Annotated in this window: 16 protein-coding genes; 5 read left to right on the forward strand and 11 right to left on the reverse strand. The window is 62.1% G+C overall.

What is annotated here, in order from left to right; translation table 11 throughout:
• Positions 1–109 precede the first annotated feature (109 nt).
• Entirely contained in the window at positions 110–2200 is a 2091-nt protein-coding gene (gene metG / locus WIF35_RS08860) for a methionine--tRNA ligase (RefSeq protein WP_412481195.1), read from the forward strand.
• Between the two features lie 435 nt (positions 2201–2635).
• A complete protein-coding gene (locus tag WIF35_RS08865) occupies positions 2636–2956 on the forward strand; it encodes a hypothetical protein (RefSeq protein ID WP_412481196.1) in 321 nt (106 codons plus the stop codon).
• Between the two features lie 8 nt (positions 2957–2964).
• On the opposite strand, the gene WIF35_RS08870 is transcribed toward WIF35_RS08865, so the two are convergent.
• Positions 2965–3156 (reverse strand): CopG family transcriptional regulator, encoded by a 192-nt coding sequence (locus WIF35_RS08870; RefSeq protein WP_412481197.1) that lies wholly within the window; start codon positions 3154–3156, stop codon positions 2965–2967.
• Positions 3157–3272: 116 nt separating this feature from the next.
• Between WIF35_RS08870 and WIF35_RS08875 the strand changes: the two genes are divergently transcribed.
• Entirely contained in the window at positions 3273–4961 is a 1689-nt protein-coding gene (locus WIF35_RS08875) for a SulP family inorganic anion transporter (protein WP_412481198.1), read from the forward strand.
• Positions 4962–4968: 7 nt separating this feature from the next.
• Here the strand turns inward: WIF35_RS08875 and WIF35_RS08880 are convergent, their stop codons facing one another.
• From WIF35_RS08880 to WIF35_RS08900, 5 genes are read right to left on the reverse strand one after another with little or no spacing between them, the layout of a single operon-like run.
• Positions 4969–6429 carry a complex I subunit 4 family protein gene (locus WIF35_RS08880; RefSeq protein ID WP_412481199.1) on the reverse strand — a complete coding sequence of 487 codons (1461 nt, stop codon included), beginning with the start codon at positions 6427–6429 and terminating at the stop codon, positions 4969–4971.
• Positions 6426–7925, reverse strand: coding sequence for a complex I subunit 4 family protein (locus WIF35_RS08885; RefSeq protein ID WP_412481200.1), 1500 nt, complete (start codon positions 7923–7925; stop codon positions 6426–6428). Before WIF35_RS08885 ends, WIF35_RS08880 begins: the two co-directional genes overlap by 4 nt.
• Positions 7925–9451 (reverse strand): proton-conducting transporter membrane subunit, encoded by a 1527-nt coding sequence (locus WIF35_RS08890; RefSeq protein ID WP_412481201.1) that lies wholly within the window; start codon positions 9449–9451, stop codon positions 7925–7927. The genes WIF35_RS08885 and WIF35_RS08890 overlap by 1 nt, the downstream gene beginning before the upstream one ends.
• The gene (locus tag WIF35_RS08895) at positions 9448–12465 is read right to left on the reverse strand and encodes a DUF2309 domain-containing protein (protein WP_412481202.1); all 3018 of its coding nucleotides are present in this window, start codon (positions 12463–12465) and stop codon (positions 9448–9450) included. Before WIF35_RS08895 ends, WIF35_RS08890 begins: the two co-directional genes overlap by 4 nt.
• A gap of 1 nt (position 12466) precedes the next feature.
• The gene (locus WIF35_RS08900; protein WP_412481203.1) at positions 12467–13912 is read right to left on the reverse strand and encodes a complex I subunit 4 family protein; all 1446 of its coding nucleotides are present in this window, start codon (positions 13910–13912) and stop codon (positions 12467–12469) included.
• Between the two features lie 181 nt (positions 13913–14093).
• Here WIF35_RS08900 and WIF35_RS08905 point away from each other — a divergent pair, with 181 nt between their 5' ends.
• Positions 14094–14693, forward strand: a complete 600-nt coding sequence (locus WIF35_RS08905; RefSeq protein ID WP_412481204.1) for a peroxiredoxin — start codon at positions 14094–14096, stop codon at positions 14691–14693.
• A 148-nt stretch (positions 14694–14841) separates the two neighbouring features.
• Positions 14842–15429: a response regulator gene (locus WIF35_RS08910; RefSeq protein WP_412477872.1), complete on the forward strand. Its 588-nt coding sequence runs from the start codon at positions 14842–14844 to the stop codon at positions 15427–15429.
• Between the two features lie 13 nt (positions 15430–15442).
• On the opposite strand, the gene WIF35_RS08915 is transcribed toward WIF35_RS08910, so the two are convergent.
• The 5 genes from WIF35_RS08915 to WIF35_RS08935 are packed head-to-tail and all read right to left on the reverse strand — an operon-like array spanning position 15443 to position 22481.
• The gene (locus tag WIF35_RS08915) at positions 15443–16342 is read right to left on the reverse strand and encodes an HD-GYP domain-containing protein (RefSeq protein ID WP_412477873.1); all 900 of its coding nucleotides are present in this window, start codon (positions 16340–16342) and stop codon (positions 15443–15445) included.
• An 11-nt stretch (positions 16343–16353) separates the two neighbouring features.
• The gene (locus tag WIF35_RS08920; RefSeq protein WP_412477874.1) at positions 16354–19734 is read right to left on the reverse strand and encodes a PAS domain S-box protein; all 3381 of its coding nucleotides are present in this window, start codon (positions 19732–19734) and stop codon (positions 16354–16356) included.
• A gap of 31 nt (positions 19735–19765) precedes the next feature.
• Positions 19766–20947 (reverse strand): ABC transporter substrate-binding protein, encoded by a 1182-nt coding sequence (locus WIF35_RS08925; protein WP_412477875.1) that lies wholly within the window; start codon positions 20945–20947, stop codon positions 19766–19768.
• A 2-nt stretch (positions 20948–20949) separates the two neighbouring features.
• The gene (locus WIF35_RS08930) at positions 20950–21345 is read right to left on the reverse strand and encodes a response regulator transcription factor (RefSeq protein ID WP_412477876.1); all 396 of its coding nucleotides are present in this window, start codon (positions 21343–21345) and stop codon (positions 20950–20952) included.
• Between the two features lie 14 nt (positions 21346–21359).
• Positions 21360–22481, reverse strand: coding sequence for an ATP-binding protein (locus tag WIF35_RS08935; RefSeq protein WP_412477877.1), 1122 nt, complete (start codon positions 22479–22481; stop codon positions 21360–21362).
• Between the last annotated feature and the right edge of the window lie 55 nt (positions 22482–22536).

Here is a 22536-nt window from a genome sequence, read left to right on the forward strand (position 1 = left end):
CAATCTTCTATTTGAAGCAACAAACAACCAAAGCGTTTTTATCAAGACCAAGAAGAATTACCCCGGTGGCGCGGTAAAATTGCGTTATTGCTTTCTCCTCAGGCACGCCATGTCGCGCAAGATCCTCGTTACCTCCGCCCTGCCCTACGCCAACGGCGCCATCCACCTCGGTCACCTGGTCGAGTACATCCAGACCGATATCTGGGTCCGTTACCAGAAAATGTCCGGCAACGAATGCTGGTACGTCTGCGCTGACGACACCCACGGCACGCCGATCATGTTGCGCGCCGAAAAGGAAGGCATCACGCCGGAACAGTTGATCGAACGCGTACACGGCGAGCATTTCCGCGACTTCTCCGGTTTCCTGGTCGGCTTCGACAATTATTACAGCACCCACTCCGAGGAAACGCGCGAGTGCGCCAACACCATCTACGGTCGTCTGCGCGAGGCCGGGCTGATCGAGGTGCGCACCATCGAGCAGTACTACGACCCGGTCAAACAACTCTTCCTGCCCGATCGCTTTATCAAGGGCGAGTGCCCCAAGTGTGGCGCCAAGGATCAGTATGGCGACAATTGCGAGTCCTGCGGTGCTGCCTACGCCCCGACCGACCTGAAAAACCCGTACTCGGCCATCTCCGGCGCCAAGCCGGAACTGCGCAACTCGGAACACTATTTCTTCAAGCTTTCCGACCCGCGTTGCGAAGCCTTTCTACGCCAGTACACCAACAAGGACAACGGCGTCCTGCAGGCCGAAGCGGCCAACAAGATGCAGGAATGGCTGGGCGCCCCCGGCGACAACAAGCTGACCGACTGGGACATCTCCCGTGACGCCCCCTACTTCGGTTTCGAGATTCCCGACGCACCGGGCAAGTACTTCTATGTCTGGCTCGATGCCCCGATCGGTTATATGGGCTCCTTCAAGAACTTGTGCGCCAAGCGTGGTCTAGATTTCGACGAATACTTCAAGCCCGACAGCAAGACGGAGCTCTACCATTTCATCGGCAAGGACATCCTCTATTTCCACGCGCTGTTCTGGCCGGCCGAATTGCAGCACGCCGGTTTCCGTACTCCGACCAAGATCTTCGCGCACGGGTTCCTGACGGTCGACGGCGCCAAAATGTCCAAGTCGCGCGGCACCTTCATCACCGCCCAGAGCTATCTGGACACCGGACTGAACCCCGAGTGGCTGCGCTACTACTACGCCGCCAAGCTGTCGGCGACCATGGAAGACATCGATCTCAACCTCGAAGACTTCACGGCCCGCGTCAATTCAGACCTGGTCGGCAAGTACGTCAATATCGCCAGCCGCTCGGCCGGCTTCATCGCCAAACGCTTCAATGGTCAGCTCGCTCCGGCTACTGCCGACCTGCCGGCCATCCGCGCCATTCAGGAGGCCGGCGCACGTGTCGCCGAGCTCTACGAAGCCCGCGAATTCGGCAAAGCCATCCGCGAAATCATGGCCCTGACCGATGCCGCCAACCAGTACGTCGACAGCGTCAAACCTTGGGAGCTGGCCAAGCAGGAAGGCAAGGACGTCGAACTGCACGCTGCGTGCAGCAACGCCCTCAACCTCTTCCGCCTGCTCACCGTGCTGCTCAAGCCCATCCTGCCGAAGGTCGCCGAGAAGGTCGAACATTTCCTCAATATTGCGCCACTGGCCTGGAACGACCTGCAGGCCCTGCTGGCCGGCGGTCATGCCATCAACGCCTACGAGCACCTGATGACCCGTGTCGATCCGAAGCAGATCGAAAAGCTGGTCGAGGCCAACAAGGAATCGCTCGCGCCCGCCGCCGAAGCAACCTCACAGCAGCGTCACGCCCAGCACCAGCAGAACGAAGTGAAGGCGGAAAGCCCGTGGGAGCCGTTCTGCAGCATCGACGATTTCATGAAGGTCGATCTGCGCATCGCACGCATCGCCAATGCCGAGCATGTCGAAGGTGCCGACAAGCTGGTCCGCCTGACGCTCGATATCGGCAATAACGAAACGCGCAATGTCTTCGCCGGCATCAAGGCAGCTTACGACCCGGCCCAACTGGTCGGCCGGCTGACGGTCATGGTCGCCAACCTGGCCCCGCGCAAGATGAAGTTCGGTCTCTCCGAAGGCATGGTTCTGGCCGCCTCCGACACCGAAGGCAAGACGCCAGGTATCTTCCTGCTCTCGCCGGACAGCGGCGCTCAGCCGGGCATGCGTGTCAAATAAATTCACTATGGGAAAATGGCTTGCATGGCGAGCCATTTTCCATGTTGCTACGCAGCAAAAAACGGGGCGAAGCTAAAGTTTTACTTTAACTTTAGCGACCAAGATTAGCCGGGCCAGCAGTCTTTTGAAACTATCCACAGAAATTGTGGATAACTCTGTGAATGAAAGCTGGGCGGCGATGCTAAGTCACCGTCGCACAAGGGTTTTCCTTACACTGCCCGCAAGTTGGGCGAGTTTGTAACCAACTGATTTTATTAGACTTTTTAGCACAAGACACAATCTAACAAAAGCAACATGGTTTTCTTCAGCACATTGCTTTGGCTAGACAAAACACTGTGCACAAGTCAAGGCTTGACAGACATTTTTTTCAATCGAATTGAATATCGACTTTAGCCTTTACCAACCTGAATCACTTATCCATAGCTGCCAACCCAAATGCTTTCTCAGCGACCACCTCGCCCCCGCCTCACGCTGCGTATTGCGGCATTCGCCCTGGCCGATGTGTTCGGCTTGTCCTGTGTCGGCATCGGGGCCAGTTGGTTCGCCCAGGGCAAAGGCGCGATTTTTGCCAATTTCCCGACGTCCACCGCAGAAGCGGTCGCCTGCGCCGCCGGCGGCACCGCGGTGATGTTCTGGGCGGCCGCCCGCATCCTCGGCGAAATCGCCAAGCAAGCGCCTGAGTTACAAGCGAAATACGATACTTATCTGGCGAACCGAGGGGAGAGCGGCCGTCCGTCAGCGGATAAGGACAACTAACCGCCCGATCATTCGCCCTTCGGAACCGCTTTCAGCCAATCCGGCAGTTCGCGGCTACCGGCGTTGTCGATGATGTACTGACGGATCATCCGACGGACGACCTGCGACGGCGTCAGATCGTGTTCAGAGCAGATTCCCTCGAACAGTTTTTTCTTGCGTGGATCGATCAGCAGCGTCAGGCGTGCAGTGCGATTTTCCATAGGTTCTCCGAACGTTATTCATAATTATATTGAGCGAATCATATTAACATATGATTAACATTGACGATTAATCATGTGCTCATATAATGCACCGCTTACCTTGCCAAGCGCGTGCCATGAAAATCGCTTTTCGCCCGAAGCTTCTCGATTGCCTTCCTGGCTACAACCGCGCCCAATTCGGCAAGGATCTGGCGGCTGGCATCACCGTCGGCGTCCTCGCCCTGCCTTTGGCCATGGCCTTCGCCATCGCCTCCGGTTGCTCACCCACGGCCGGCATCTGGACAGCCATTGTCGCCGGCCTGCTCACTTCGGCACTGGGCGGTTCGCGCGTGCAGATCGGCGGACCGACCGGGGCCTTCATCCCCATCGTCTATGGCATCGTCGCCGCCCACGGCTTCGCCAACCTGATGGGCGCCACCATTCTGGCGGGGGTCATGCTCCTGGCCATGGGCATCGCCCGCATGGGGCAATTGATCCGCTTCATTCCGGTCACCGTCGTCATCGGCTTTACCAACGGTATCGCAGTGGTCATCTTCCTCGCCCAGATCAAGGATTTCTTCGGCCTGAAAATCGACAACCTGCCGGCCGAGTTCTTCCATCGCATTAAAACGCTGGCCGCCTACGCCCATACCGTCGATCTGCCGACCCTGGCGCTGGCCACGGCCTGCTTCGTTTTCCTGCTCTCCTACAATCGGCTGGCGCAATACGTCGCCGTGATGCGTCGTGCGCCCGGCCCGCTCGCCGTGTTGATCGTCGGCACCCTAGCCGCCTGGCTGCTCGAATTGCCGGTCGAAACCATCGGTAGCCGCTTCCACGGCATTCCCCAGGAACTGCCGGCCTTCGGCCTGCCCGAGCTATCGATCCACGATTTCGGCAAGCTGATCTCGCCAGCTATCACCATCGCCCTGCTCGGCGCCATCGAATCGCTGCTGTCAGCGCGCGTCGCCGATGCACAAATCGACGACCGCCACGATCCCAACCAGGAACTGATCGCTCAAGGGCTCTCCAACATTGCCGCCCCGCTGTTCGGCGGCTTTGCTGCGACCGGCGCCATTGCCCGCACCACCACCAACGTCCGCACCGGCGGACGCACGCCGTTTGCCGGCATCATCCACGCCGGCGTGCTGCTCGCCATCGTGCTGGTCGCTGCCCCGCTCGCTTCCTATGTGCCGCTGGCAACGCTATCCGCCATTGTCATGGTCGTCGCCATCAACATGGGCGAATGGCACGAATTCCGCGAACTGAAGCGCTTCAGCTGGAACTACCGGATCATCCTGCTCAGTACCTTCTTCGTCACCGTGCTGTTCGACCTGACGATCGCAGTGGAACTCGGCATGGTGCTGGCCAGCCTGTTCTTCATCTACCGCATGTCGGAGCTGACCCGCATCGAACGCCGCCCGCTGCGCGAAGAGGCGAGCGAACCGCGCTTCCTCTACCCGGACGGCACGATGCGCGTCACCGCCTGGCAGTTGTTCGGCTCGCTGTTCTTCGGCGCGGTGAACAAGCTCGAGGAATTGCTCGATCCGGCGGCTGGCCACCCGGAAGTCGTCATCCTCGACATGACGCGCCTGATCCAGCTCGACACCACAGGCCTCGAAGGCCTGGAAAACCTGCGCGACAAGCTGGCCAAGCGCGGCTGCACGCTGCTCGTCTGCGGCCTAAACTCGCAGCCCGGATCGCTCCTGGAACGCTCCGGCTTCATCGAGCATCTGGGCGAAGCCAATGTCTGCCCCGATCTCAGCCACGCCCTGCAACGGGCCTACCTCTTGCTGCCCAATCTAATGGGCGGCGACGAGGAATACTGAGGCCGACTCAACGGGCAAGCGCCGCCGCCCAGGCCTCGGCGGCCGGCCGCACCAGATCGAACCACGGCTCGGGATAGACGCCAATGGCGACAATCATGGCGATCAACGCAATCAACACCGCCCATTCGCGCGGGCGCAGATCCTCGGCATCGGCCACTGCCTGCCGTTGTACCGGCCCGAAAAAAGCCTTGCGGTACAGATGCAGGAAAGCGCCCGCGGCGATGGACAAGGCGAACAAGGCCGCCATTCCGGCGCCGGTATGCTGTTCGAGCGCCGACAGGATGAGCAGGAATTCACCGGGGAAGCTGCTGGTCCCCGGCATGCCGACCCCGGCTAGGCCGCAGACCAGGAAGCCGGTCGCCAGCAACGGCATGCTCTTCGCCGCACCGCCCAGCGCCTGCAGATCGGTCGAACCGGTACGCTGGCGCAGGAATTCGAGCAAAATCATCGCCCCGCCCGTTGCCACCGAGAAGCTGAGCAGCAGCGACACCGCGCCCTGTACGCCTTGCGCGGTCAGCGAAGCCAGTCCGAGCAGCGCCAAGCCGACGTGGCAAATGCTGGCGTAGGCCATGCCGACCCGCAGGTTGCTCTGGGCCAGCATGGCTGCCGCGCCGTAGAGCAGGCTCACGGTCCCCAGGCCCGCCAGCAGCCAGTGCAAATCGGCCGCCACCTCCGGCGCCAGCGGAATGGCAAAACGGATCAGGCCATAGGCCCCCAGCTTCAAGCCGACCAGCAGCGCGGTCAGCGAACCCGGTGCGGCCAGGGCAAATTGCGGCAGCCAGGTATGCACCGGCACCAAGGGCACCTTGATCCCGAAGCCGAGCAGACACAGCAGGAAAACCGCCAATTGGGTGTCGCGCGGCAACGGCACGGCGAGCAAGACGGTCAGGTCGAAAGTCGGCTCCGGCATGCCGGCCGCGAGCAAGGCGAAGGCAATGAGCAGCGGCACCCCGCCCGCCAGCATCAGCAGGCAATAGCGCGCGGCGACACGCGGCGCATCGGCCGTCGCTCCCCACCGTGCCAGCAGGAAGTAGATCGGCACCAGGGTCAGCTCCCAGAAGACGAAGAACAACGCCGTATCGAGGGCGCAGAAGATCCCCATGATGGCCGACTCGAGGGCGAGCAACAGCGCCAGATGGAGACGTCGGCTATCTGAGATGGCGTTCCAGCTGGCCACCAGCGTGCCGAGGAAGAGCAGCGCCGTCGCCGGCAAAAACAGCACCGACAGCCCGTCCACCGCCAGCAGGTAGTGCGCGTTCAGGCTGGCGATCCACGGCGTCCGTTCGAGCAACTGAAAGCGCGCCCCGCCCGGGTTGTAGGCGACGAGCACCGTGGTCGTCAGCAGCAGTTCGCTGAGCATGCCGATCGCCGCGAGCTGCCGGCAGAACCTTTCCGGCAGCAGCCAAAGACAGGCCGCCAGCGCCAAGGGCAGGAAAACGATCAAGCTGAGCCAGGGCATGTCGCTCATGGCGCAAACCTCGCGGCTGCGGCCCGGCTGGCCACTTCGGTCAGATGCAGCCAGGGTTCGGTAAAGATTCCGATAGCCAGCATGGCCGCCAGGGCAATACCGCAGACCAGATATTCCATGATCTGGGTGCGATCGACATCGTGCCCTCCCTCCTTGGCCTGCGACAGGAAAGCTTTCTGGAATGCCCAGAGCAGGAAACCGGCCGCAGCGACGTTGCCGAGCGCGGTCGCTACCGTGGACAGTGCGCCGAACTGATCGATGGCCGCTTCGAGAATCAGGTGAGCCGCGTCGAAACCCGGCGTACCCGGCATGCCGACGATGGCCAGGCCGAAAACGAGGAAGGCGATGGCCAGGAAAGGGATGCGCTCGAACAGGCCGGACAGTTCCCCCAGCTCGGTGGTACCGGTCCGGCGGAAGACGAAACCGACGATGAACCACATGCCGGTCACGGCCAAGCCGAAATTGGCGGCCAGCAGCACCGTTCCCTGAATGCCCGCCTCGTGCAGGCTGAACAGCCCGATGACAAGCAGGCTGGTGTGGCTGACCACAGCGAAGGCGAGCAGCCGACGCAGATTGGTCTGCTGGAAAGCCAGCGCGGCGGTAAAGAAGACGCCGGCCATGGCGAAGCCGACGACGTAGGGCTGCCAGGTCTGCACCGCCGCCGGTGTCAGCGGCAGCACAAAGCGCAACATGCCGTAGATGCCGACTTTGACGCCCACCATCAGCGCCGGCCCGACGGCAATCAAGCCGTGCTGCGCCATGTTGGGCAACCAGCCGTGCAGCGGAAAAAGCGGCGTGCGCACGGCCAGGCCGTAAAACAACAGGTAGAAAGCCGCCGTCTGGAACTTGCCGACCGGCAGCGCCCCGGCCAGGTCGAACAGGTCGAAACTCCAGCGTCCGCCGGTGGCATCGGCATGGCCCCAGCCGAGCACGACGCAGCCGGCCGCGAACAAGGCCCAGCCGAAGCCCTGATACTGGACGAAGCGCGACAGCGCCTGCACTTCCGCGCGCGAGGTCGCCCAGCGCCGCAGCAGGTAGATCACCGCCCACAACTCCAGCCCGGAATAGAACGCGAACCAGGCGATATTGACCGTGACCAGCATGCCGACCAAGCCGGCTTCGGCGATCAACAACACCGAAAACAGGCGGCCCGGCGAGATCATGCCGCGGCTCATGCCGTACAGCGTCATCAGGAAGGTGAGCAAGGCGGCGACCAGCACGAAAACCATGCTCAGACCATCGACCGCCACGTGATACGCCAGCGGCGAGAGTCGCTCGGCCAATTGCAGTGCGGCCAGGGTCGGGTCGAGGCGGGTTACCGTCCAGATGGCCAGCAGCAATTCGCCGCCGGAGACGATCTTGCCGACGACAACTGCGGTGGACCGCTCGCGCAGGGCAAAAACCACGGCCGCGCCCAACAGCGGCCACAATTGCAGCATGGCCAGCAGCGGCAGTCCCGTCTGCGTTTGCCAGAAGATTTCGCTCAAGCCACCCATTACAGAATCACCACGAATGTTGCCATCACCGCCATCATCAGGTAACGCGGCTGTTCCAGCAGGTTTTCCAGCGTATGCAGATAACTGCCGGCTCGCCGCATCAGGCGCTCGGCACTGCCGCCACGACCGCGCAGCAGCAGTCGGTTTTCCAGGCGCTGCAGCAGGTCGGCAAACTGCGCCAAGGCGCGCCCGGGCAAACCGTCGGCTTGAACCAGCGGTCGATGCACATCGACCGCCTGCCCTTCGCCCGGCCGCCCGATCAGCGGATCGACAAAATGCTGCTCGAAGCTGCGCACGTCGCGGGCAATGGCTTCGGTCGGCTGGACGAACAAGATCACTGCCAGGCGGTCGAGCCAGAAACGCTGCAGGGCCGCCGTATACAACCATTGGTTATTGACCAGCCAGGCCGGCGGCGGCTCCGGACGGTCGCGCGTCAGCATCAGCCAGGACGGTGCCAGCAGGAACTGCCAGGCCCGCCAGCCGGCGTGCAGGCAGAGGTGGATGGTCGCCAGCGTGGTCCAGCCCAGGCCGATCTCGACGAACATCAGAGCCACCTGCGTCACCGTGCCGTGAATCAGCGCCGACTTCACGTCGGTCTGGACCAGGCCGCACAGCCAAGCGTAAAGCGCGGTCAGCACGCCGACGACGACCAGCCCGGCCATGATGTCGGGCACCTGGCTGAGCAAAGGGTAGAGACGCAGCATCAGGTAAACGCCGGCATGGATCAGCACCGCACCGTAGAAAATGGCCGAGGATGGCGTCGGACCTTCGAGTGCCCGCGTGATCCACGGGGTGAACGGCGCCTGCGCCGACTTGACCAGGGCGGCGGCGACGAAACCCAGCGCCAGGATGCGCGCCTCGACCATCGACAGGTGTGCCCCGCCGGCCAGCACCGGCCATTCGAAACTGCCGACCCAGGCCACGCTGAGGCCCAACGAGAACAGTAGCCCGGCATCGCCGACCCGGTTGGTGACGAAGGCGTACAAGGCGTTACCGGTCGCCACCGGACGTTGCCAGGCATAGCCGATGAGCAGGAAGGAGGCGACGCCGCACATTTCCCAACCGACAAAGCAGAGCAGCCCGTTGCCGGCCAGCAGCACCAGTTCGATACCGGCGATGAAGAAGCCGAGCACGATGTAGAAGCGATGGAAGCCCGCCTCGCGATGCAGGTAGTTGGCCGAAAAACGCGCCACCAGCCAGCCGATCAGCGCCGTCACCGTGGCAACGGGCAGCGACACGGCATCGAGCAGGAAGGAGAAGCTTGCCTGCCACTCGGCCGTGCCGAACCAGACGGCGGCGACGCGATGCCCCGGCCAGCCACGCCACAGCGCGACGGCGTCGATGGCGAGCAAGAGCACGAAACTGGCGAAGGTGGCCAGCGTGGTCAGACGCACGGTCAGCGGCTCGGCGGCATCGCCTTGAGCCCGGCCAAGCAGCACACGGGCGGCGTTGGCGATCACCGCCAGCAGCGGCAAGACGGGCACCAGCCAGACCCAGTCCGGCAGGCGGGCCAACAGGGCAGTCATGCGACACCTCCCAACAATTGTGCCGGCGGCAGTGCCTCGCTCTCGCCGGCGAACCAGTCGACCGAACGCGCCACCTGCGGCAGCACCGTGTCACCGGCCCAGGGCTGCCAACCGCGGCCGGGACGATAAAGCTGCACTGCTGCGGTGCACGGGCTCTGAGAAGCAAAAACGATCCAGCCGTTGTCGATCAGTTCGCGCAAGGCCGGCTGGCGCTGCACGATGACATCCAGCAGCTCGGGTTCCTGCTCGACGACGACGAGCAGGCGCATCGGCTCGTGAATTTCGACCATCTGCAGCGGCAGGCCGGTGCGCAGGTCGGAATCCGCCCCTTCCATGACGCCGAACAGCCCGGTCAGGTTATGGGTGATCTTGGAGCCGCAACCGAAGCGCTCGTTATCCACCGTCGAAAAATAATATTCGAGGCTGATGCCGGCGCCGACCGGGCCGGCCGCCAGCAGGATGCTTTCGACAATCTGGCCGTCGATATCGTCGGTCGGATCGTAGGAAATCAGGAAAACGCGCCGGTCGAGGAAAAGCCCTCGGCTCATCGAGCGCCGGCCGATGAAGGCGGCGGCATTGGTGGCATGGCCGAGTTCCGGCCGCGCCTGCGAAATATCGTGCGCCCGGCCGGTTACATGGCGGCGCCCTTGCCAGGGCGACAGCCGCGGCGGCGCCGAGGCCAACCGGCGACAGCGCTCGGCGGCATGCGCCCGGCAGGCTTCGGCGATTTGCCCGACCAGCGTGTCCAAAGCGGCCTGGAAGCGGTCCGGCACGGTATCGAGGTCGTACCACTCGACGCCGTCGTCGCAAGTGTTGTGCTCGGCGGCGACGAACCAGGTGCTCTCGGGAACGACAATGCCGCGTACCGCCAGCCCGGCCCGCACTTCGGCGCGATTGGCCATGGCTGCGAAGACGCGCGCGTTCGGCCCGCCGTGCCGGCCGGAACAAGCGCCGCAATCGTAGGCCGAGAGATGGGGATTGTTGCGGCTGCTCGACCCGTGACCGAACATCAGGACCAAGGGCGCAAAACCGGCCGTCAGGCCGATGGTGCGCAAGAAGCCCTCGACGCGGTCGATCTGCTCGGCATCGGTGAAACCGAGTTGCGGCGACTCCGGTGTGGCCTCGCTGGCCTCCAGCGCGGTCAGCGCCACTTCGCTATCGACCCGACCATCGTGCCGTTCGCGCCAGCGCTGCAAGCTTTCACCGAAAACGGCCGGATTGAGGCTGACCGCCGCCAGGGCGCCCAGCGCCGGCAGGCCGGCAAGCATGCTGAAGGCGGTACCACCGAACAGCGTGCGCCGCGTCTTCTGATACAGCGCCTCGCGCCAGCGCAGGCGGCGCTCGCGACGGATGGCGTGGCGGACCCGTGCCTTCTCCTCGCCGGCAAGCTCGCGTTCGCGCAGCAGATGGCGCGGCTGCACGACCACCGGGCACAGCGCCGTGCGCTTCGCATCGTCGATGCCCTGCCAGTACATGGGCACGCCGAAGAAACCGGCCGCGCCGTAGGTGTGCACGCTCGGCGCGATTTCCTCCAGATGCCGGCGCGTGCCCTCCTCGCGATCGTCCATGCACATTACCACCTGAGCCGACGGCGAGGACGGTGACGCCAGGCGTCGATTGGCGACCAGCGCCGAGAATATCTGCTCGCGGTAATGGCGCTCGTAGGCTTCCAGCCAGATCTGGCCGCGCTGCAACGGACTCAGGCTGTCTGCGCAAGCCAGCAACTGCACTGCCGTGGCCGGCTCAAGACGCACGGTATCCGCCTCGCCCCAGGGCAACTCGCGGCTCAAGGCCGCTAGACGCCAGGCATCGGCCAGGGCCGCGCTCTCCGTGGCCTGCCCGGCGATACCCTCGGCCAAGGACGTCCACACAGCCAAACCCGCTTTCTCGCCGCCGTGGATCAGCCCGGCGGCGCGATGCGCTTCGGCCTCCGCCAGCCCACCTTGCCGCCAGGCATCGCGCACGAAGAATTCGGCCAGGTGCTCGCCGTAATGCGCCTGCAGTTCGCTCAGGTCCATGGGCGCGCCAGTCAAGCGGCGCGCCAGATCGTCGCAGAGCAACCTTTCGAGCAGCACGCGCACCGCGAGGTAGTCGGCCATGGCCACCGGTGTGCCATCGCCGCGCCCCGGATTGCGCTCACGCCACAGGAACATGCCTGACCACCCCGGCAACTCCAGCGCCAGGCGTTCGAGATAGCCGTGCCACAACGTCTCCGGCACCAGACGCGGCAATTCCTCGGCGAGCACGGCGAGCGGGTCGCCCGGCAGATGCAGGATTTCGTCGCGCACATTCGGCAGTTCGTCGAGTTCCCACTGCACATCCAGCCCGGCACTCGCCTTCCAGGCAGCGTAAAAGCCGGCGCTGCGGCGCGGATTGCGCCAGGCGGCCAGGCCGAGATCGAGGTGGGCGGCGAGGTGGCGCTGCAGGATGGAGCGCACCTTTTCCAGTACATCCTCGCCACTCAGGTGTTCCAGCAGGCTGCGCCAGGTCCATGCCTGCCCGACCTTGGCACAAAGCGCCGCCCAGCGTTGGCTGGCCGCCGAACGCCAGTCGTTTTCGCTGCCGGCGGAGACTGCTGCGGTGCACCGGGCAAAATGGGCAAAAACCGGGTCGTCGGCCAAGCCACCCTCGGCGTGAAGCCAGGCGAGTCGGCTGGCATCCGGCCGCTCGTTGCCGACGATCAGGCTGGCCAGTAAGATGTCGCGCCGCGCCAGGCCGGCCACCGGCTCATCCAGACCAGCAAGGCCGAAATCTGCGAGGGCGGCCGCCAGATCGTCCCGGCTCACTCGCCCCCGTGCCAGACAATCGCGAAAACGCTGCTCCGGCCAGTAGGTGCCGGCCCCGGTCAAAGCGTGGGCAGCAGCCAGCGCGTCGGCAAACGGCAAATGCTGAAAGCCATGCAGGGTATTGTGATGGACGAAATCGCGAATCGGCGCCTGCGCCGGCAAAACATGGGTCAGATGCTCGACCCAGTGGGCCAGGCGTTCGCGCAGGGACAGTTCGCGTTCGTCCACCTCAGCCCCCGAACAAACGACCGAGTTGGCCGACGCTGCCGGCGACCAGTTCGAGCAAAGGTGCCGGCCACACGCCGAGCGCCAGGATGGCTGCCGCCAGCAGCCCGGCCGTCACGGTCTCGGTCCGCGTCATGTCGGCCAGCACCATCGTTTCGCCCTTCTGGCACAGGCGACCGATGACGCGCAGGCCATAGGCAGCGCCGATCAGCATGGCAAGACCAAGCAGCACCACCCAGCCCTGCCAAACCACCCAAGCGCCGACCAGTACATGCAACTCGGCGATGAAGCCAGCCGAACCGGGCAGCCCAATGGCCGCCAGCAGGCCGAAAGCGACGAAAAAGGCAAAACGCGGCGCCACGCCGAGCAGCGAGCCGTAATCGGCAAGATCACGGCTGTGCGTCCTTTGGTAAAGCAGACCGACCACCAGGAAGAGGATGCCGGCGCTCAGGCCGTGCGCCACCATCTGCACGACGGCCCCGGTCAGGCCGACGACGTTCAAGGTTGCGATACCGAGCAGCACCAGGCCCATGTGCGAAATCGACGAATAGGCGACCATCGCCTTCAAATCCTGCTGGCGCCAGGCCAGCACCGCGCCGTAGAGCAGGCTGACCAGCGCCAGCACGGCCAGCGCCGGTTGCACCGCGAGCAGCGCAGCCGGCAGGGTATCGACGACACGGATCAGGCCATAGGCCCCCATCTTCAGCAGGATGCCGGAAAGCAGGATGGAGACCGGGCTCGGCGCCTCGACGTGGGCCAGCGGCAGCCAGCCGTGCAGCGGAAAAACGGGCATCTTGACGCCGAAGCCGATGAAAAAACCGGCGAAGATCAGCAACTGCATGTTCAGCGGCAACTCGCGCCCGCCGGCCGCCATGTCGCTCATCGCAAAGCTGTGGCCGGGCGCCGCGTCGTACAGGAAGAGCAGTGCCACCAGCATGAAGACCGAACCGCCCAGGGTATACAGGAAGAAATTGAGCGCCGCCCGCTGGCGGTTATGGCCACCGAGGCGGTCGATCAGGAAGAACAACGGAATCAGCGTCGCTTCCCAGAACACGTAGAACAGCGACCAGTCGCGTGCCGTGAACACGCCAAACATGGCCGACTCGAGCAACAGGACAAGAACGAAATAGAGCTTGGCCCCGTCGACCATGCGGCGCGACACGAGGACGGCGACCAAGCTGAGCAAGGCGGCCAGCAAAACCATGGCCAGCGAGATACCGTCGATGCCGAGCGCAAAATGCGAGCCAAGGCGGGCGTTCCACGGCTGGCTTTCGAACAGTTGCACGGCCGGCCCGGCCGGATCGAAATGCGCCGTCAGCCACAGAGCATGACCCAACGCGACCAGGGCAAAGCCCAAGGCCGTCCGCCATAGCCACAAGGGCCGCCCACCGGGCAGCAACGCCACCACACCGGCCCCCAGTACCGGCATGAAGACGAGTAGCTTGAGCACCCCCAACCCCTCCGCCGGCTTAATGCCGGTTCGTTATTGATCGCATGATTATGCCAGCGCGCAAGGCCTCGTAGGCAAGCCATTCTTAGCCCTTTGCCAATGACGCTGCGCTGTTTGACAGCACCGTGCCTCACCGCTACATTGATTGTTTCCCCAACCCATCCATTACAAGGAGTTCACCATGGCCGTTCTCGTCGGCAAGCAAGCCCCGGATTTCACCGCCACCGCCGTCTATGGCAACAATGAAATCAAGGAACTGAAGCTCTCCCAGTTCAAGGGCAAGCCGGTTGTCCTCTTCTTCTATCCGCTCGACTTCACCTTCGTCTGCCCGTCCGAACTGATCGCCTTCGACCATCGCCTGGAAGAATTCAAGCAACGCGGCGTCGAGGTCGTCGGTGTCTCGATCGACTCCCAATTCACCCACCTGGCCTGGAAAAACACCCCGGTCAAGGAAGGCGGCATCGGCCAGGTCGGCTACCCGCTGGTTGCTGACGTCAAGCACGAAATCTGCCGCGCTTACGACGTCGAACTCGAAGCCGCCGGCGTCGCGCTGCGCGGTTCCTTCCTGATCGACAAGAACGGTGTGGTCATGCACCAGGTCGTCAACATGCTGCCGCTGGGCCGCAACATCGACGAAATGCTGCGCATGGTCGACGCCCTGCAATTCTTCGAAGAACACGGCGAAGTCTGCCCAGCCGGCTGGAACAAGGGCAAGCCGGGCATGGTCGCCTCGACCGAAGGCGTCGCCGCCTACCTGGCCAAGAACGCCAAAAAACTCTGATTTTTTCATCCGCCGTGGCGGATGTCACAAAGCAGCCCCGATGTTTTTGTTAAGACATCGGGGTTTTTTTTCGCGTCCACTATCGCAATTCATTCCCGTTTAGGGATAGAATTTAGAGAATTTGCAATTTCCAAATTTGACAACGACTATGGCAGACACCGAATACCTCAGCACCCGACAAGCGGCTTTGCGTTTGGGCGTTTCGCTTGGCACCGTCCAAAACATGGTAGAAAGCGGCGCACTCGAAGCCTGGAAGACCGCGGGCGGCCACCGCCGTATCCCGGTCAGCTCCGTAGACGCGCTGCTTGCCCGTCGCCGTGCCATGATGCCGAGCACGCAAGATGGCAACGTTCCGCTCGACATCCTGATCGCCGAGGATGACCCCACCCTGCAGACGCTCTATCGGATGACCATGGAGAGCTGGCAGTTGCCGCTCAAGCTGCGCATCGTCGGTAACGGCTTCGACGGCCTGCTGCAAGTCGGCCAGCGCGTGCCGAACATCATGATCGCCGACCTGATGATGCCGGGCATGGATGGCTTCGAGATGATTCGTCAGTTGCGCCAGAATCCGGACCTCGCCCGCATGGACATCATCGTGGTCAGCGCCATCGACCGCCAGGAAATCGCCGAACGCGGTTTGCCCTCCGACATTACCGTTTTCGGCAAGCCCATTCCGTTCCACGAGCTGAAGGGATTCATTCTCGGTCGTCTCTCCGCTCGTCAGCGTCCGGTCTGAGTAGGCCGAGCAATCAGATGAAACGGCGCCAGAAGCCGGCTTCTGGCGCCCTTCCGAGATAAATCTCCAGTTCAGGATGGCAGTTTTCGTCATCCAATAGCCAGCGCACCACAAATAGTTGCTTCTCGATCTTCCTGAAAGTGTCGACCACGATCGGGTCGAAAGCCTTGCCACGCTGATCCAGCAAAACCTGCATGGCCACCTGTAGCGACATCGCGCCACGATACGGACGCGGACAGGAACAAGCGTCAAAACAATCGACCACTGCAGCGATTCTGCCGGCCATGGGTATTGCCGTTCCAGCCAAGCGCCGGGGGTAACCCAAACCATCGAAGCGCTCGTGATGATTCAGGGCAATTTCGGCAGCCAGACGCATTTCCTGAACACTGCTGCCCGAGAGCATTTCATAACCGAGCTCACTATGTGCCTGCATGGCGCTTCTCTGCTCGCCAGTCCAGCCTGGCGTTTCCCACAAACGATCCGGCAATGCGATTTCCCCCAGATCCATGATGGGCAGCGCCCACTGCAGTTCATCACAGTAAGCTTCGTCGTATCCCAACTGGCTGGCGAGCATCGCCCCCATCACCCCTATCCGCAGAATTTTGGCATCCGTTCCACCGGCTCGAAACTCAGCGACCCTGGCCAGACGATATAGCCCCTCGAGCCTGCCTTCGCCATCCATAACGTGATGGCGCTCTTTCGAATTCATCAGGCTCCCCAAATCGGCAACCATTCGGTGCATTTGATTGAACGCAGCCTTGCGCTCCGCCTCCAGTTGGCGCAAACGCTCGAGAACATCAGGCACCGAAGGGATTTCCGGTAGCTCAACCAAGCTCGAGTCGTCCAGCGTAACCTCCTGCTCAACGAGCTCGCCAGCGCATTGCATCCGACTGCTCAAGCCCTGTTCGATCATTTTTTCCTCCATCAATGAATTTGCTGACTGCTCTCAAGCTCTGTCGTCGGTAGCCAGAGGGTCAGCTCCCCATGCCCAGCAGCGTTATTGGTTTCGACAACCTCTTCATTGGCCTGGAGTTCGGTATGCACGGGCAGCCACAAGGTAACGGTCGTGCCATCACCGTAAACACTCCCCACTTCGACACGCCCGCCGTGTGCGTCCATGATCTCCTTGACCAAGGACATGCCAAGACCGGTCCCTGGGATATTTCCCGAGGGATCGGCCCGGAAGAAACGTTCGAACACGCGTTCAGTCTGTTCCGGCGTCATGCCGATACCGTGATCGCGGACAACGATCCCCACCTCAGACTTTCCGCCTCCCTCTCGGCTAACAACCGAGATATCGATCGTTCCACCGTTTGGCGAGTATTTGTAGGCATTCGACAGCAGGTTGATCACAGCCTGCTGCAGTTTCGCCGGGTCGATGTTCAATTCCGGCGAAACCTCGGGCAAATGCAAGCGCATGCGCGAACGGTCACCGTCGATGTGCAAGGCGGCAACCGCGTCCTGCACAACCGGCACCACGGCCCGGCACTCCAGCTTGAAATCCTTGCCCTGACGGGCCTCAATCCGGGCCAGATCGAGCAATTCGTTGATCAGGTCGGTCAGCCGCCTGGCTTGACGATATATCGTGCTTAGCATATCGCGCGTCCGCTCCGGACCGAACTCGCGCATCATCAGCAGTTCGGCAAAGCCCATGATGCTTGCCATCGGAGTACGCAACTCGTGGGCCGCCGTGGTCAGGAACTCGCTCTTCATCCGATCGACTTCAGTCTCGCGCGTGACGTCGCGCAGATAGACGACGGAAGCCCCACCATCGCCGCTGGCGCGTCGGCTGACCAACAGAACACGTCGTGTCGGCTGCAATAAGTAAAGCAGCTGCCCCTCCTGATCGAAAGGCAGGCCATCGCCGGCATTTGCCGGGAAAGCCAGCAAGGGGTCGGCCCGACCTTGCAGGCAGCGACTGAACTCGATCAGCGACATGCCTGAGACCATGCCCGACTGGACGCCGGTCATGCGTTCGAACGCCGGATTGACGAAGGATAGGCGACCGTCCACGTCGAAATAGGCGAAGCCGTCCGGGCTCAAGGTGAAGATTGCGTCGAGTTGACGCATCAGTCCGATGATTTTTTGGGAGGAGTCGATACGCTGCGATATATCGACGATCGTCCCGACCATGCGCAACGGACGTCCATCCAAGGTTCGCTCGACCACTCGAGCGTGGTTGGCCACCCAGATACGCTGGCCATTGGCATGCAGCATCTGATGCTCGAGGAAAAACTCGTTGTCCCGGCCTTGCATGTGCGCATCAAGTTCTTCCCTGAAGCGCTCCTGCCAATCCTCTGGCAGGAAACGCATGAACTTGGCCAGCCCGGAGTCTCCTGTTGCTACCGCCGGATCGAGCCCGAGGATGGAAAACCACGAAGGACTCGTAAACAGCCGATCCTGCGCTACGTTCCAATCCCATACGCCCTCGTGCAGAGCATCGATGGTCAAGGCCAGGCGCTGTTCGCTTTCGACCAGTGCCGTGGTCGCCGCGATGTTCGGGCTGATGTCATTCTGGATACCTATGTAGTGGGTCACCCTACCCTGTTCATCAGTCAGCGGCGACAACTGCAACTCATTCCAGAACGCCTCGCCGTTCTTGCGGTAGTTGCGCAACACGACCTTGCAACTCCGACCGGTCGCGATGGCCTGGCGGATTTCAACGACAGCATCCTGAGCCTCGTGCTCCTCCCCTTGCAACAAGGAACAGTTGCGCCCCATGACTTCGGCCGCACTGTAGCCGGTGATGTTTTCGAATGCCTGGTTAACGTAGAGGATCGGCTGACCAGGCTGGCGCATGTCGCTGATCACCACGCCACAGGAACTGGAAGCCAGCGCTCGCTCGCGCAGACGCAAGGATGCCTCGGCCTCGACCATCGCCGTCACATCGCGGAGGATGCCGCTGACGCGCAAAGGGAAGCCTGAATCGTCGAGAACCAGATGGAATCGATCGAGTACCCAGCGCACCGCCCCATCGGCCCGACGGATGCGATAACGCACCTCGGCATTCTTGGCCATGGCCAGGCTGCTGCGCGCCTGCACGAGCACCCTGCGGTCCTCTTGCAGGATCAGCATATAAAGCAGCCCACGATCGGTAACGAAACGTTCGATTGGACAACCGAAGACCTTGGTAGCCGCCGGACTGATGTACTCGAGCACCTGAAAGTCCGGCGAGGTGGAATAGACGACGTCGTCCATATTGGCCAGCACGCCGGCCAGACGCTCTCGAGCTTCGGCCAGCTCCTCTGTCCGGCGCCGAACTTCATTCTCTTGCGATGCGTAGACATTGCGCAGAGAAAACACCATTTCGTTGAAGGCGGTCCCCATCCAGCCGATCTCATCGGTTCGGCTAACCGGCAACTCGCGCAATTCGGAAGGTCCGGCTCCGGCGATTTCCATTGCCCGGTGACTCATCTCGCCCAAGGGAGCGATGATCGTATGGGAGATCTTGCGGGTCATGACCATCACGACCGCCATCGCAAACAGGGCGATCAAGACGATCGCCAAGGTGATTCGCACCATGGGCTCGTAGGCCGCACTCTTCGCCGCAGTGACCGTGAGCACCAAAGGCAGGCCGTAATCGGCCAGACGACCGGCGACGGATCGCTCGACCGGCAACACCTCGCCATCGAGGAAGCCTCCGCTACGGTAGATCGAGCGACCGGCAGCATCGCTTAGATTGAGCGCGCGCGGCAGATTGTCACTTAAGCTAGGCACATCGACATATCGCTTGGCCAGCGCAGACAGGTTCACATCGGAAACAATCACGCCCTCGGTCCTGCCCGTCGCCAGATAGGGGACGGGGTAAGCCAGATGCAACACAGCCTTGCCGGCCTCGACTTCGAGTTCGAAGACAGCCCTGTCGTGCTCCATGGCGCGGCGCAAGGTTGCTGAATGCAACTTGGGCCGAGGATCGGACGAGGCGACGACCTGGCCTAATCCATCAACCAGCGAGACGGCCTCCATGTCGGGAAACGCCTGACGGAACTCAACCAGGAAGGGACGCAGATAGGCATTGCCGCTGATCGAGTCGGCCAGCGCGTTGGCCACCAGGGAACGACGTGACAGCCCCTCCGTGTCCTGCAGTATGCGATCGATCTCAGATTGCAGGCGCTGAGCGCTCAAGGTGGCTGTCGCCCCCAGTCGCTCGCTGACCGCTTCCTGGACAAGCGAGAACACCAGCGGCCAGATGATCAGGGCAATGCATAACAAGATGCCGCTCATCAGCAACTGCGCCTTGAGGGCGACCCGGTTGATCAGACTTCCCTCGTACCAAGCGCGAAAGCGCCCCAGAACACTTGTCATCGATTGTTTCGCTGCCCGCATGAAACACCTCTCAAGGTTTGCCGCTGGGGCTCAGACGACCATCGGCGCCATAGCGCGCAAAAAACAGGTCGGATTCGCTCAAGGCCTCATGCCGCTTCGCCGTGAACGGCTGGGGATAGCGTTTGACCACGCCATCGTGCGCGGGAAGGTTTTCCAGCGCGGCACGGATGGCCATGCGTTCGGTGCTGCCGGCCAGGTTGATCGCTCGGCCAAGCAGATGGATCAAATCGTAGGCGTGGGCCACGCCCACCGGCGAAGGGATGCTGTCCGGCTGCTCGACCGAAAAGCGATGCCGGGCGGCCTCCGCCAGACGTTTGGCTCGTTCGTTGCGGGCCTGGCTGAAAGCGTAGGTCTGGACGACACGCAAATCGACCTTGTTCAGCGCATCGCCACACATTTTTGGGAAATCGCCGCCGGTTATGCCCCAGTGGCTGATGACCGGCAGGCGCTGGACCACCGGCAACTTGGCCAGTTCGCGCACGAAAAAGGCCCCCTCCCGCTCGTTGGCGACAAGGAAGACGACTTGCGCCCCTGCTTGGCGCAAGGCCACATAGTTCTGCATCAACGAGGCATCGCCGCCCCAGTTGTACCATTCGGCGCCGCTCAGGGTAATGCCGTATTTCGGCGCCAGTGCCTTGAGCGCATCGTGATTGCTCCGTCCCCAGGCGATATTCGGCAAGAGCACGCCGAGGCGACGGAAACCGTCTCGCTTGACCTGGCGCAATACAGCGGCCACCGCCATGCTGTCCGACAAGGAGAGGCGAAACGCCCAATTCGGGTTTTGCCCGTTATTTATGATGCCATCGGCCGCTGCCCACGGGTCGAGCAAGACGACGCGCGTTTCGGGTAGCGCACGCACCTGCTCGAGTGCGACGGGACTGAACTTCCCGGTCATCACGGCGACCAGCTCTGGCATCTCGGCAAATTCGCGCAGATTGGCTACACCACGCGCCGGCACCGAACGGTTGTCGCGAATCACCAATTCCAGGGGGCGTCCATTGAGCACGCCACCGGCCCGATTGATCTCCTCGATCGCCTGCTCGGCACCAAGGCGTATCGCTTCGTCCGAAGTACTGCTCACGTCGCCAATCTCCAGATCCAGCCCGACACGTACCGAAGAGGTGTCAGCCTGCGACTCACCCAGCGTCAGCCAGACGAAGAGCAAGGAAGCAAGGACGTAGTAGCGACTCATGATCAGGCGGCGTTCGCTTGACGTTTGGCCAGATGGCTATCGACCGTATCGATCAGTTCGAGCGGGCTGAAAGGCTTGGTCAGGTAGGCATCGGCACCGGCTGCACGCCCCATTTCGAAATCGGAACGCTGACCACGCGCGGTCAACAGGATGACCGGCGTATGGCGCAGGCTTGGCTCCTGCTTGATCTTCTGGCAAACCTGATAGCCGTCCAGGCTGCCCGGCATCATGACATCGAGTAGCACGAGGTCGGGACGCAAGGCCTTGATCATGTGCCAGCCAGCCTCGCCATTATCGGCTTCGTGAATTTCGGAATCGCCGAGTTCCAGCGTCATGCGGATCAGGGTTCGGATATCTGCCTGGTCTTCGACGACCAGGATCACTTTTCTTTCGCTCATGGCCTTACCTCTTCCTACGATTGAACCTTACGTTGACGTTGCATCAGCCGGGTCAGGTCCTCCGCATAGCGGCGTGCCTGCTCGGCATCCAGATTTCCATTGACAGCGCTGGGCGGTGCGCCGGCCGGCATTTCCATGACGAAGGCTGTGATGTCGCCATCCTCGTCAATCAGGCGCATGCTGCCGTGGAGCAATTCGACGATCTGTTTGCACAGAGCCAGGCCGATCCCGAGGCCAGGCTTCCCATCCTTTCCCTTATCGCCCCCCAGATGGCCGAAGGGCAGGAAACTCCTCGAATCGGTATGCTTGGGCAGACCGCGACCGTGGTTGCGAATCTGCAGGCTGACGTAATTGCCGTAAGGGCGCGCCAACAACTCGAGATCGGAGTGGACTCGGCAGTTGAGCACCATGTGCTCGATATAGCCGTAGAGTGCCTCGACCAGCCAGTCACGGCTGCCATAGATCACAGGCAGCTCTTCGGATAATCCAGACATGTGGAACTTGATGTCGCGCGCCTCGAGCAATGGCCGAACGCGAACGAGCAAAGCGGAAACCAGATCCATCACCGGAATGCGTTCGGTGGAGATCAAGGGAGCTTTGGAGAAAACCTGAGCATAGGTTGCCAGCTGTTTAATCTGCCCGGCGATTTCTTCTCCTTGGCGCAAGATTGCCTTCGCCTCTTCGCCCATGGCCTCGCGCTTTTCTGCATCCGGCACAAGATCAACCAGCAGTTGCCCAAGTTTGTGCGAGAAAGTCTTCATCGGCGCCTCAACTTCGGCCGCAATCAGGTTGGCGAAATTGGCAACGATGGTCTCGTAGCGCGCGCTTTCGCTGACGTTACGGATAATCAGCAAATAGCCCCCACCCAAGGGCGACTCGATCAACTTCAGATGCAAGCGATCGCGCACCCCACTCCTGGCCGGTGCGTCGATTTCGAACTCTAGGGGCAAGCGGACATAGCCACGCGCAGCCGCAGCCACCTGCACCATGACCTCCTCGGCCGGCAAACGTCTGCCCACGGTGACAGGAAACAGCGCCGTGGCGGCCCGGTTCGCCAGGCGCACCAGCCCATCGGGACTGACGATCATCAAGCCCTCGTTGACGCTATCGACCAGGATTTGCAGGTTTGCTGACATACCTTTCTCCTTCACTTTCGTATATTTTTATCACAATTATTATATTTTTCAAGTA

This window comes from Azonexus sp. IMCC34839 (assembly GCF_047047955.1).
Lineage (GTDB): Bacteria > Pseudomonadota > Gammaproteobacteria > Burkholderiales > Rhodocyclaceae > Azonexus.

Coding starts and splice junctions, on each gene's coding strand:
- metG (WP_412481195.1), top strand. CDS start 110: ATGTCGCGCAAGATCCTCGTTACCTCCGCCCTGCCCTACGCCAACGGC.
- WIF35_RS08865 (WP_412481196.1), top strand. CDS start 2,636: ATGCTTTCTCAGCGACCACCTCGCCCCCGCCTCACGCTGCGTATTGCG.
- WIF35_RS08870 (WP_412481197.1), bottom strand. CDS start 3,156: ATGGAAAATCGCACTGCACGCCTGACGCTGCTGATCGATCCACGCAAG.
- WIF35_RS08875 (WP_412481198.1), top strand. CDS start 3,273: ATGAAAATCGCTTTTCGCCCGAAGCTTCTCGATTGCCTTCCTGGCTAC.
- WIF35_RS08880 (WP_412481199.1), bottom strand. CDS start 6,429: ATGAGCGACATGCCCTGGCTCAGCTTGATCGTTTTCCTGCCCTTGGCG.
- WIF35_RS08885 (WP_412481200.1), bottom strand. CDS start 7,925: ATGGGTGGCTTGAGCGAAATCTTCTGGCAAACGCAGACGGGACTGCCG.
- WIF35_RS08890 (WP_412481201.1), bottom strand. CDS start 9,451: ATGACTGCCCTGTTGGCCCGCCTGCCGGACTGGGTCTGGCTGGTGCCC.
- WIF35_RS08905 (WP_412481204.1), top strand. CDS start 14,094: ATGGCCGTTCTCGTCGGCAAGCAAGCCCCGGATTTCACCGCCACCGCC.
- WIF35_RS08910 (WP_412477872.1), top strand. CDS start 14,842: ATGGCAGACACCGAATACCTCAGCACCCGACAAGCGGCTTTGCGTTTG.
- WIF35_RS08915 (WP_412477873.1), bottom strand. CDS start 16,342: ATGATCGAACAGGGCTTGAGCAGTCGGATGCAATGCGCTGGCGAGCTC.
- WIF35_RS08920 (WP_412477874.1), bottom strand. CDS start 19,734: ATGACAAGTGTTCTGGGGCGCTTTCGCGCTTGGTACGAGGGAAGTCTG.
- WIF35_RS08925 (WP_412477875.1), bottom strand. CDS start 20,947: ATGAGTCGCTACTACGTCCTTGCTTCCTTGCTCTTCGTCTGGCTGACG.
- WIF35_RS08930 (WP_412477876.1), bottom strand. CDS start 21,345: ATGAGCGAAAGAAAAGTGATCCTGGTCGTCGAAGACCAGGCAGATATC.
- WIF35_RS08935 (WP_412477877.1), bottom strand. CDS start 22,481: ATGTCAGCAAACCTGCAAATCCTGGTCGATAGCGTCAACGAGGGCTTG.